The 10,324-nt window shown below is 46.9% G+C and carries 11 protein-coding genes and 4 pseudogenes; 7 read left to right on the top strand and 8 right to left on the bottom strand.

Annotated elements, in window-relative coordinates:
• Positions 1-187: 187 nt before the first annotated feature.
• The 4 pseudogenes from QNM19_RS24360 to QNM19_RS24345 all read left to right on the top strand — a co-directional run.
• Positions 188-328, top strand: a pseudogene (locus QNM19_RS24360) (RNA-binding protein); the annotation flags it as partial.
• A gap of 105 nt (positions 329-433) precedes the next feature.
• Positions 434-574: pseudogene (locus QNM19_RS24355) on the top strand (RNA-binding protein); the annotation flags it as partial.
• Positions 575-679: 105 nt separating this feature from the next.
• Positions 680-820: pseudogene (locus QNM19_RS24350) on the top strand (RNA-binding protein); the annotation flags it as partial.
• Positions 821-952: 132 nt separating this feature from the next.
• Positions 953-1,066, top strand: a pseudogene (locus tag QNM19_RS24345) (RNA-binding protein); the annotation flags it as partial.
• Here QNM19_RS24345 and murI read toward each other — a convergent pair.
• Both murI and QNM19_RS24335 read right to left on the bottom strand, forming a co-directional pair.
• Complete coding sequence (gene murI, locus QNM19_RS24340; RefSeq protein WP_049866009.1) at positions 1,050-1,850, bottom strand: glutamate racemase; 801 nt, start codon at positions 1,848-1,850, stop codon at positions 1,050-1,052. The pseudogene QNM19_RS24345 and the gene murI sit on opposite strands and share 17 nt — an antisense overlap.
• 97 nt (positions 1,851-1,947) lie before the next feature.
• Positions 1,948-3,060: a DUF5610 domain-containing protein gene (locus QNM19_RS24335; RefSeq protein ID WP_049866010.1), complete on the bottom strand. Its 1,113-nt coding sequence runs from the start codon at positions 3,058-3,060 to the stop codon at positions 1,948-1,950.
• 159 nt (positions 3,061-3,219) lie between these two features.
• Between QNM19_RS24335 and trmA the strand changes: the two genes are divergently transcribed.
• Positions 3,220-4,317: a tRNA (uridine(54)-C5)-methyltransferase TrmA gene (trmA, locus tag QNM19_RS24330; protein ID WP_049866011.1), complete on the top strand. Its 1,098-nt coding sequence runs from the start codon at positions 3,220-3,222 to the stop codon at positions 4,315-4,317.
• 59 nt (positions 4,318-4,376) lie between these two features.
• Here the strand turns inward: trmA and QNM19_RS24325 are convergent, their stop codons facing one another.
• The 4 genes from QNM19_RS24325 to ccoG all read right to left on the bottom strand — a co-directional run bounded on the left by QNM19_RS24325 (position 4,377) and on the right by ccoG (position 8,186).
• Positions 4,377-5,012 (bottom strand): thiol:disulfide interchange protein DsbA/DsbL, encoded by a 636-nt coding sequence (locus tag QNM19_RS24325; protein WP_010387104.1) that lies wholly within the window; start codon positions 5,010-5,012, stop codon positions 4,377-4,379.
• A gap of 12 nt (positions 5,013-5,024) precedes the next feature.
• A complete protein-coding gene (locus tag QNM19_RS24320; RefSeq protein WP_010387105.1) occupies positions 5,025-5,648 on the bottom strand; it encodes a thiol:disulfide interchange protein DsbA/DsbL in 624 nt (207 codons plus the stop codon).
• 19 nt (positions 5,649-5,667) lie between these two features.
• Positions 5,668-6,642, bottom strand: coding sequence for a serine/threonine protein kinase (locus QNM19_RS24315; RefSeq protein WP_049866012.1), 975 nt, complete (start codon positions 6,640-6,642; stop codon positions 5,668-5,670).
• A 116-nt stretch (positions 6,643-6,758) separates the two neighbouring features.
• Positions 6,759-8,186: a cytochrome c oxidase accessory protein CcoG gene (ccoG, locus tag QNM19_RS24310; protein ID WP_284027304.1), complete on the bottom strand. Its 1,428-nt coding sequence runs from the start codon at positions 8,184-8,186 to the stop codon at positions 6,759-6,761.
• A 233-nt stretch (positions 8,187-8,419) separates the two neighbouring features.
• Between ccoG and QNM19_RS24305 the strand changes: the two genes are divergently transcribed.
• Together QNM19_RS24305 and QNM19_RS24300 are read left to right on the top strand one after the other, a co-directional pair.
• Positions 8,420-8,776: a hypothetical protein gene (locus QNM19_RS24305; protein WP_049866013.1), complete on the top strand. Its 357-nt coding sequence runs from the start codon at positions 8,420-8,422 to the stop codon at positions 8,774-8,776.
• Complete coding sequence (locus QNM19_RS24300) at positions 8,776-8,979, top strand: hypothetical protein (protein WP_049866014.1); 204 nt, start codon at positions 8,776-8,778, stop codon at positions 8,977-8,979. Before QNM19_RS24305 ends, QNM19_RS24300 begins: the two co-directional genes overlap by 1 nt.
• 5 nt (positions 8,980-8,984) lie before the next feature.
• On the opposite strand, the gene QNM19_RS24295 is transcribed toward QNM19_RS24300, so the two are convergent.
• On the bottom strand, positions 8,985-9,560 hold the full coding sequence (locus QNM19_RS24295; RefSeq protein ID WP_284027303.1) for a UPF0149 family protein: 576 nt from the start codon (positions 9,558-9,560) through the stop codon (positions 8,985-8,987).
• 3 nt (positions 9,561-9,563) lie between these two features.
• Positions 9,564-10,322 carry a type II secretion system protein N gene (locus QNM19_RS24290; RefSeq protein ID WP_058797001.1) on the bottom strand — a complete coding sequence of 253 codons (759 nt, stop codon included), beginning with the start codon at positions 10,320-10,322 and terminating at the stop codon, positions 9,564-9,566.
• Positions 10,323-10,324: the final 2 nt, after the last annotated feature.

Here is a 10,324-nt window from a genome sequence, read left to right as displayed (position 1 = left end):
ATCTGAGTTTCAGCAACGTACGTTAAAAGTCAGAGAAGCGAAACAAAAACAAGCGTCACTGACCACTAACGATCAAGACTGATCTCACTCACTTTATAATAGCTCGTTGTTCACACTAACAGGGGTGGTGCCAATCTGGTTAGCACCCCTTTTTTATTCCTGCAGTATTTTCGCACTTGTATAGAGCTTTATCGAAATGCTCCCACCATGCTCTGATGCTTTAAAAGCCATCAACGAACTCAATGGATCTGAGTTTCAGCAACGTACGTTAAAAGTCAGAGAAGCGAAACAAAAACAAGCGTCACTGACCACTAACGATCAAGACTGATCTCACTCACTTTATAATAGCTCGTTGTTCACACTAACAGAGGTGGTGCCAATCTGGTTACCACCCCTTTTTTATTCCTGCAGTATTTTCGCACTTGTATAAAGCTTTATCGAAATGCTCCCACCATGCTCCGATGCTTTTAAAGCCATCAACGAACTCAATGGATCTGAGTTTCAGCAACGTACGTTAAAAGTCAGAGAAGCGAAACAAAAACAAGCGTCACTGACCACTAACAATCAAGACTGATCTCACTCATTTTATAATAGCTCGTTGTACACACTAACAGGGGTGGTGCCAATCTGGTTACCACCCCTTTTTTATTCCTGCAGTATTTTCGCACTTGTATAGAGCTTTATCGAAATGCTCCCACCATGCTCCGATGCTTTTAAAGCCATCAACGAACTCAATGGATCTGAGTTTCAGCAACGTACGTTAAAAGTCAGAGAAGCGAAACAAAAGCAAGCGTCACTGACCACTAACGATCAAGACTGATCTCACTCATTTTATAATAGCTCGTTGTTCACACTAACAGGGGTGGTGCCAACCTGGTTACCACCCCTTTTTTATTCCTGCAGTATTTTCGCACTTGTATTAAGCTATATCGAAATGCCCCTACCATGCCCCGATGCTTTAAAAGCCATCAACAAACTCAATGGATCTGAGTTTCAGCAGCGTACGTTAAAAGTCAGAGAAGCAAAACAAAAACAAGCGTCACTGACCACTAACGATCAAGGCTGATCAATTTGATTTCTGGTCTATCAATATTATGCGCCTGGGTTGCCGTCGCGTACCAATTCGTTACCCCTGGCTCAACGCCAATGCACTGAGCTGCCATCCCTGGTTCTTCAGTCATGCCCCCTTGCGCCAATAAAGACGCAACACGCCTGGCAATTGCAGCGCCTGAATCAATCAGGGTCATCGACTCAGAAATGGCCTCACTCAAAGGTTTCGCAATAATAGGAAAGTGCGTACACCCCAAAACTAAGAGATCCAATCCTGCGGCGAGTTCAAGTTGTTTGATCTCAGCGACAAGCAGCTCACGGTCAATCTCACCGGACCAATAAAACTGTTCAGCCAGCTCAACCAATTTAGTCGACTGATACAAGTCAACCTGGCATTCGTTAGCGAATTGCGTAATAAGTTGCTGGGTGTAAGTATTTCCGGACGTTGCTGGCGTCGCCAGTAAGCCAATATGTCGACTACGACTGGCTATGGCTGCGGGCTTGATAGCTGGTACAACTCCAACAATCGGGATAGAGGTTAACTGACGCGTAGATTCCAATGCATAAGTTGAAGCGGTGTTGCATGCAATCACTATGATATCGACCGCATGCAACTCGCGATCGAGCCACTTGATCAGGGCAGCCAAACGCTGCTGAATAGTCTGCTGGGACTGCAAGCCATAAGGCAGCAGCACGTTGTCCATCACATAGCTATAATCGGCATGAGGCAGTACCGCACGAATGTGCTCAAGCACGCTGGTTCCACCGATACCAGAATCAAAAACGAGAATGTGTGGCACATGCGCTCCTTATTTACAGTTCGCGCGCAGTGTGCCACGGTCAGGGTTTAAAATAAATACTTGTGTCAGCTCAAACTGAATGGGTTCGGACGCGCTATTATACCTGCTGGTCTTGCTTCTCAGCTTGACGTGATTCCAGGGCGCTGAAGAAGCCTTCAGCATAATCCAAAAACTCATTCAGACGTGCCTGGCCTTCGTTGATCCACGCCATAATATCCGGTAACTGAGCTTCTATACCCAGTCCTTTCGCCTCATCATGGATCCCTTCCAAACGCTGATCCAATGGCTGTAATGCTTTTTCCAGATCTTTCATCGGATTACTTTGCTGATACTGAGCTATCGCTGCCGAGGTTTTAGTCTGGCGCAAGTCCATGGTGAAGTTGACGATTTGCTCACTGTTAATGCCCAGCTCCTGCACTTTGGCAAAGGCATCGTCGTAATCACCGGCAAAAAAGGTGTCGCTGACATCACGGATATCTTTCATCATGTCATTGATGGCAGCCTGCTCATCTTCATTCAGATCCCCATTCACACTGATAGAAAAGCTAAGTTCACGACTGCTCTGCTCACCATAAGCAAATCCTTCACCATCGCCATTGCGCGCGTAACTGGCCGCTTTAGACTGACTCATCGCATCACTGAATGAAATCACCACTTCATCGCCTTCTGCTGTGGTAAAGGCGTATTCAGCCTGATTCGATAAGCTGGCAAACTGAGCGGCACTAACAGAGACTTGCTGAGGCTTTGGATCAAACAACTCTTTTTCAAATTCGTCCAGACCGTTAAAAATGCCTTCTCGGGACTTTTCTATCCCATCTTCAATTTCATCATTGAATAAACCGGTGCCTTTTAACTCTTCAGACGCTTCATCAATCCCCATCTGCACGCCCTTGCGTGCTTGATCAAGCATACTCTTGAGTGTGTCGTCGTCTTCCCCTGCGGCCTTGGCTTTCTTCACAGCCCCCTGTACAAACCCCAGTACATTTTTGACAATTTCCTCAAAATCAAACAACGGCTTGTCTTTTTCTTCTTTTTTCTCAATGCCCAGCGCCTGCGCCAGTTTATCATCGAGCATTTTTGCCGCCGCCTGGGATTTGTTTCCGTGGTAACTATCCGTATTAATTGACATATTAGGGATAAGCGATTTAGCTTTACCCGCGTTATGCTGCATCGCCGGATTCAACAGCTGATTCAACTGTCCGATTTTCATGTCTGCTCTCCGCTTTACTTGATAGTTGGTTATCGGCCAAAACGCCATAAGCTTAAGTCTATTGTACAATAAAAGAGCAAAAAGTTTTGCTCTGTGCTGGACAAATCGAAAGTGCATCCTAAAATAGCGCCTCTTTGCATTAACTATGGTGGTTTTAATATGGCGGTGATCACGATTGACACTTCGACCTACGAGCAACAGTTGAAAGAAAAACAGCAGCGGATCAGTGCGCAATTTGCCCGCTTCGATGCGCCACAGCTGGAAGTGTACGACTCCCCCAAAAGCCACTATCGTCAGCGTTGTGAATTCAGAGTCTGGCATGACGGTGACGATCTGTTCCACATCATGTTCGACCAACAAACCAAAGAGAAGATCCGGGTGGATCAGTTTGATCCAGGTGCGCCTTTGGTCAACGAAATGATGCAGGTGATGATGGATAAACTACGTCACAACGAGATCCTGCGCCGTAAGCTGTTTCAGATTGACTATCTCACCACACTCAGTGGAGAAGTACTGATCAGCCTGCTTTACCACAGAGCACTGGACGATACCTGGCAAGAAGCTATGCAAGCGCTACGTCACGAGCTACAGCAGAGTTATAAAGTCGACTTTATCGGCCGAGCCAGAAAACAAAAAGTGGTATTTGGCGATGACTTTGTGACTGAACGGCTGACTGTTAATGACAAACAGTACACCTATCAGCAAGTCGAAAACAGCTTTACTCAACCCAATGCAGCAGTGAACGAAAAGATGCTGGCCTGGGCACAAGACCTGTGCGCACCACTGCAAAACGATTTACTTGAACTGTATTGTGGCAATGGCAACTTTTCCATCGCCCTGGCGGGCCAATTTAATCGGGTATTGGCCACTGAAATTTCTAAATCTTCTGTACACTCAGCGCAGTACAATATCGCAGCCAATGAGGTAGATAACCTTGATATCATTCGTATGTCGAGTGAAGAATTTACCGCAGCGATGAAGGGCGAAAAACAGTTCTCACGCCTCAAAGGGATAGATCTACACAGTTACAACTGCCAAACCATTCTGGTAGACCCGCCACGCGCAGGCATGGATGAATTAACCTGTAAACTGGTCAGCCAATACGACAACATCATCTATATTTCCTGCAACCCGGACACGCTGGAACGTGATTTGGAATTGCTGTGTGAAACGCATCAGGTGTCGCGTATCGCTATCTTCGATCAGTTCCCTTACACCCACCATGTTGAATCGGGTGTCTTTCTGACCAGAAAGTAAATGCGAATCTAAGACATAAAAAAACCCGCGTCCATCGCGGGTTTTTTCATTCTGGCAAATTAAGATTTTTTCGCCAGATAATTAATCAATGCGGCAATATCATCCGGTGAAGTCACACCCGACTCTCGCGACAAGATCAATTTGTATTTACCATTGACGATAAACGTCGGTACACCACTCAATGCACCTTTGTCCTGCATTTGCTCTTGCGCACGTTTCATTTTCTTCGCTTTTGTGCGAACTGAGAAACTCTTATACAGCTTATCAAATTTTTCGGCTGACACGCCCTGTGCAACAAACAGATCTTTGATGTCCGCAACTTCATTGAACTTACCGCGCTTGCCGTGTAAATGTGCAAACATGGCCGATACAATCTTATCTTTTTGTGGCAACACTGATGCTGTCGCCAATGCCGTGCTCATCATTTGCTGAATTTCAGGGTCTCTGACGCCAACAAAGTCAACGTGACTCTTTTTGAACTTCACGTCCTGATCCAGTTTTGGTTTAAACTCACCGATCAATGATTCAAAGTTGTTACAAGCCGGGCAATAAAAAGAGAAGTACTCAGTCACTTCAGGTTTCTTTGTACCGCGCTCCGCGACCACTTCATAATGCTTGCCTTCCTGGAAGTTGGCAGCATTGGCCATTAAAGGCAGGAACAGCGCCAGTGCAGCGGCGCAAATAGATTTAAACATAGTCTGCTTCCCTTATTTTTCTAATAGGTGTTTAACCAGAGCATCAAGCTCAGCCTGACTGCTCAGCTCTCTCAGGTTAATCTTATATTTATCGTTCACAACAAAAGTGGGGACACCCGTTAAGGCACCCGCTTTACTAAATGCATCTTGCTTCTCAACCATCGCTTTCTCTGCGCTGATCACCGGCATGCTTGCCATAGCAGCATCAAACTGCTCAGCACTGATCCCATTCGCTTCCAGTAACTTTTTGACATCTTTTAAGTCTTTTAGTTGCACTTGCTGCACATGAATGGTGTTAAAAATCTGGTCGCTCACCTGCTGTGCTTTACCATGGTGTTTTGCAATGATGTAGGCATAACTCAGGTTGCTCTGAACTTCTGGTGCCAGGCCACCCAGGAAGTTAACGTGGCTTTTTTCAAACACAGCACCTTGTGGCAGGCTTTTCTCCAGCGCTTTGGCAACCGGTTCGAACTGGAAGCAATGCGGGCAATAAAAAGAAAAGAACTCGGTGACTTTGGCCGACTCACTTTTTGTGGTCGTTAACGTCTGATAGTGCTTACCATCCGTGAAGTCGGCTGCCATTGCCAACACTGGCATACACAACGCAATTAGCGCAACCTTGATCGATTTTAACATTACTATTCTCTCTAAATTTTTATGGATAAAGACTGATCGCCGCTTCATCCAGAGCGGCAAGTTGTTCTTTTAATGCCAGGATCTGCTGTTCCCAGTATTTGTCTGTTGCAAACCACGAAAAGTTCCGGGGAAACGCCGGATCATGCCAACGCTTAGCCAACCATCCCATGTAATGCACCATACGCATGGCCCTCAGCGGCTCAATTAAGGCAAGCTCGCGCGCATCGAACGAGGCAAACTCTTCATAGCCAGATAACAGGGTATCAAGTTGCATCACTTGATTTTGCCTGTCACCACTTAACATCATCCAGAGATCCTGAACCGCGGGTCCCTGACGACAATCATCAAGGTCCACGATCATTAACTGTTCCTGAGACCATAGAATATTGCCAGCATGGCAATCACCATGCAAACGGATCGGCTGGATTGGTGTGAATTTTTCTTCTGCTTTGTTAATGACCTGATCAAGCACGGTAGTAAATGCAAGCCGCAATGTATCAGGCAAGCACTCGGAAGCCAAAATATCGACACGCGGCTGATGCAGATAGCTGGTCACATCAATCGCCGGGCGGTGCGCAAAGTCACCCTGCTTCGCAACGCTGTGCAAGCGCCCAATATAGCGACCAAGCATTTCCAGATGATCCAGGTTGTCCACCTCGAATTGGCGACCCCCGACACTTGGAAACAGACAGAATCGATAGCCCTGATGCTCAAACAAACTGCGCCCCTCTACACGGTGAGGGGCAACAACCGGTACTTCAGCTTGCTGTAGGGCAAGCGTGAAGTCGTGTTCTTCCTGGATTTGCTCGGAATGCCAGCGTTCAGGACGATAAAACTTCGCCACATAGCGACGGTTATCATCAGCACGAAACTGATAAACCCGATTCTCATAACTATTGAGGGGCAACAACCCCGATTCAGGATAAACCCCGACGCTTTCAATGGCATCCAGGATCAGATCGGGCGTTAAATTTTGAAAGCTGAAATCTGTCATAGTGTTTACCTTTCACTGCCCTGTTCCAAAGACTGGCCTAGGACAAAGTAACAAAAAAGCGGGCTACCCCGCTTTTATAATGTCTATCTGAGTTACCCCATTGTACCCTATCTCTGCTAACGACCTTTAAAAAAGTTTGTCGGCTGTGCAATAGACTCAGAGGGCGCATCTTTAACTGTGATAACGAACTCAAACTCGGTAACCGGTAACGTCAGATCGTAAGGGTCAATGACGACTGACAACGGCTGATCCACCGTCGAGCCAGCCGCAATGTGGATCTCCTGTTTGCCCAGAATTGTGAAATCAGACAAACCGCGAATACTGATGAGGAAAGTTTGAGGCACTTGTGCTTTGTTGATCATCTTCAGTGTATACGTGTTTTCAACCAGCCCTTCTACATTGACGCGATACAGCTGGTTTCTGTCTCTGATGATATCCAGATCGAGTGTTTTGCGCATCGCAACATTGGCAACCAAAGCACCACTTAAGACAATCAGGATCAGCAGGTAGCCGATCAACTTACCCCGCACGGCTTTGGTTTTTTCACTGCTACTTTCCAGGTTGCGTTCCGTTGTGTAAGAGATCAGTCCCTTCGGATAGTTCATTTTATCCATTACACCATCACACGCATCGATACAGGCACCACAATTGATACATTCGTATTGCAGCCCATTACGGATATCAATACCGGTCGGACAAACCTGCACACACAATTTACAGTCGATACAATCACCCAGATCCAGTGCTTTCGGATCCTCCTTACGACCACGAGGTCCGCGATTTTCGCCTCGCGCGGTGTCATAACTTACAGTGAAAGTGTCTTTGTCGAACATCGCAGACTGAAAACGTGAATAAGGACAAATATGCAGACACATGATCTCGCGCATCCAGCCGGCATTACCATAGGTACACAGAGTAAAGGTCGCCACACTTAACGCCGCATACCCCGAAGCTGAAAACATCAGCAGGTCGGGGAGTAATTCACGGATAGGCGTGAAATAGCCGACAAACGAAATGGCGGTATACAGAGAAAACAGCACCCAACTAAGGTGTTTGGCTGTTTTACGCCAGAACTTATCAAAGTCCATAGGTCGCTGATCAAGCTTCTTACGCTGATTGGCGGTACCTTCCAGCTTTTCTTCAAACCAGATAAAAATGAACGTCCAGACCGTTTGAGGGCAAGTGTAACCGCACCACACCCGACCATAGAAAGTCGTTACCAAAAACAAGGCAAAGGCCGCTATCATCAAAATAAAGGCCAGAATGGTGAGATCCTGAGGCCACAGAGTCAGACCAAAAATATTAAATTTTTGCTCAAAGATATCGAACAGCACCGCTTGCTCACCATTGAAATTAATCCAGGGCAACAGCATGAACGCCAGCATGCCGATAAAGCCTATCTGCTTTCTGAGTTTTTGGTGCAATCCTGTGACGGCCCTGACATAAATGCGATTACGAGGGTTAAACCTGTCTGGTTGTAAATCGTCGGGTTTGTGGATTTTGACGTCGACGGGAATATTTTTGACCTTAATTTGCTTGTCCATCACAGCTCCTTACGCGCCTGGGACAGGTACTTGCTACAGTGACCTCTCTTTTATATATGTAGTATATCAATCTGGATCAGATCTCGCTCATTTTAAAGGGAAAACCCGACATAAAACAGCATCGCGTTCATTTCGAGTAATAAAAAATTCTGAGCACTAAACTTGCTTTTAATTCCGTCATTTTATTACACTGGCGACATCTTTTAGCTGTTTAGATCAAAGTTGTTGCAGTTATGAAAAAGTACTTAATTTTAGTCGTGGCGATACTGGCTCTGTTCACCATTGACCACCCAAGTATCAAAGAGCCGCGTGAGCAGGTTATTCAGTACGGCGTTGATCTGCTTGGTGACACCAGCAAAGCCCAGTATAGCCTGGCAGCCAAGCTCGCACGCCAGCAGATCAAAAAAGAGCTAACCTTAACCGAGTCAGAGCACGACTACATTATGTCTGCCCTGTCGACTAATGAAAAAATGAAAGTGTTTCACCTCAAGTTTTGTGAAGGCAATGAGCTGAATATGTACTTTTATGGCCCCAAGCTACTGGATGTGTGTGAAATCGCGGCCGGCTCGTTGCGCGAGGCGGGGCTGTAATGGACTTTTCTCAACTGAACAAAGCCAGCGCTCAGTCTTTCAATGAACAAAAAGCGCTACTGAAGAAACTGAGCAAAGGCCAAACGGTGTTGTGTCAGCATTGTGAGCAGCCAATCCAACTCGACCTGACCGCTGCAAAGGGAACCAAAGGGAGTGCACATTGTGCAAAAGGCTGCACTCACATTGAACTGGATTTGATGTAACTGAATTACTCGTTGTACAGGCCGCTCGCCAGAGCGACCTGCTCAATCAAGGCTGCGTAGCCTTGCGCAAAGTCATTGGCTAAGCTCAATTGCTGGTCACAAAAGGCCGACATCTCTTGCCCCGACTGTTCACAAAACTGGGCTACTTGCTGTTCTTGCAAACTGAAAAATGCCAGTTGCTCAGTCGCCATTTGCAACGCCTCAACCAATGCTTGTGGTACCTCAGAAGCGGTTACTAAGCGCTCATAATAGGGTTGGCTGGCCAGTAAAAAGCCCTGGCTCCACTGTTGCTTTTCCGACCAGGAAGACTGTGCCTGTGCAGGCAGAGCAAATTGATCAGAGAAAACCTGCTCGCTGATATGATGATGCAGTGCTAAAAAAGCAAACACGATGTGCTCTTCCAGCGCCTCATCATTCAGGCTCAGCTCGCTTAACCATTGCTCTGGCTCTATCCCGTCCGGGCTACAAATTAACCCAAACAAATAGCCTTCAACAGCGCGTAGGCTCAATGCGCCAGGCCGCTGCTCAAGATAATTAGTCAGCGCAGTCTGATGCTGCGCATCGTAGTTAAACGTCATCATGATTTATAAGTTCACCGGGTAACGCCCTTCGCTGTCAGGACGACCTAAGAATTTAACCGCATCATGGACTTCTTTTGGTAAAGAGGCTTCGGGTTTGATATTACCTGCAACGCGGAACTGCATATTGGCAGCCAACGTTGCGTCAGCACGCAGGCCTAAGCGATTCTCCGGATCCACTGTGACGGCAATATCGCCAGATTTACAGCTCAGTACACCACTCATATCACCGATACTGAACCAGCCACTAAGCCCTTTGATATCAATATTGGGACTACTGATCTCACCGGTGAGCGCCTCACAGTATGGCTGGCCGGTATGGTACTCATCAATACTCAGGATCACGCGACCCTTAGCATCCACGGGCAGCGGCAGGGTAACCTGCTGCATCGCCTGTTCGACGCTAAAACGCAAAGTGGCATCATCCAGCTGCGCAGCCTGGTCCAGTAAAGACACAGAGAAATTACTACTACCAGAAATTTCATCCAGTGCTCTGGGTGAGCCAAAACGTACTTTACCCTGTAACTGACCCGTTAACAGTCCCCAGCCATTTAGCTGCCAGGTGACGTCATTCAGTTGCACATTTTCGTAACGGACTTCACTGATCCGCCCTTCCCATACCGAGCCCGATACGGCCCCAATGGCCAACGCACGAGGTAAAGAGCCCTGCGAAAGCTGCAAAACTATACTGGCTGGCATGCTAATGGCAGCAAAAACACCAAAGGCCAGCAAAAAAACCAGCACTAAACTGATGATCTTCTTCATAC

The organism is Pseudoalteromonas ardens (assembly GCF_030125445.1).
GTDB lineage: Bacteria > Pseudomonadota > Gammaproteobacteria > Enterobacterales > Alteromonadaceae > Pseudoalteromonas > Pseudoalteromonas ardens.
This window is presented reverse-complemented; position numbering and strand designations above follow the sequence as displayed.

What these genes read in the sequence shown, in the direction of transcription:
- QNM19_RS24335 (WP_049866010.1), bottom strand. Translation starts at nt 3,060, where the DNA reads ATGAAAATCGGACAGTTGAATCAGCTGTTGAATCCGGCGATGCAGCAT.
- trmA (WP_049866011.1), top strand. Translation starts at nt 3,220, where the DNA reads ATGGCGGTGATCACGATTGACACTTCGACCTACGAGCAACAGTTGAAA.
- QNM19_RS24325 (WP_010387104.1), bottom strand. Translation starts at nt 5,012, where the DNA reads ATGTTTAAATCTATTTGCGCCGCTGCACTGGCGCTGTTCCTGCCTTTA.
- QNM19_RS24320 (WP_010387105.1), bottom strand. Translation starts at nt 5,648, where the DNA reads ATGTTAAAATCGATCAAGGTTGCGCTAATTGCGTTGTGTATGCCAGTG.
- QNM19_RS24315 (WP_049866012.1), bottom strand. Translation starts at nt 6,642, where the DNA reads ATGACAGATTTCAGCTTTCAAAATTTAACGCCCGATCTGATCCTGGAT.
- ccoG (WP_284027304.1), bottom strand. Translation starts at nt 8,186, where the DNA reads ATGGACAAGCAAATTAAGGTCAAAAATATTCCCGTCGACGTCAAAATC.
- QNM19_RS24305 (WP_049866013.1), top strand. Translation starts at nt 8,420, where the DNA reads ATGAAAAAGTACTTAATTTTAGTCGTGGCGATACTGGCTCTGTTCACC.
- QNM19_RS24300 (WP_049866014.1), top strand. Translation starts at nt 8,776, where the DNA reads ATGGACTTTTCTCAACTGAACAAAGCCAGCGCTCAGTCTTTCAATGAA.
- QNM19_RS24295 (WP_284027303.1), bottom strand. Translation starts at nt 9,560, where the DNA reads ATGATGACGTTTAACTACGATGCGCAGCATCAGACTGCGCTGACTAAT.
- QNM19_RS24290 (WP_058797001.1), bottom strand. Translation starts at nt 10,322, where the DNA reads ATGAAGAAGATCATCAGTTTAGTGCTGGTTTTTTTGCTGGCCTTTGGT.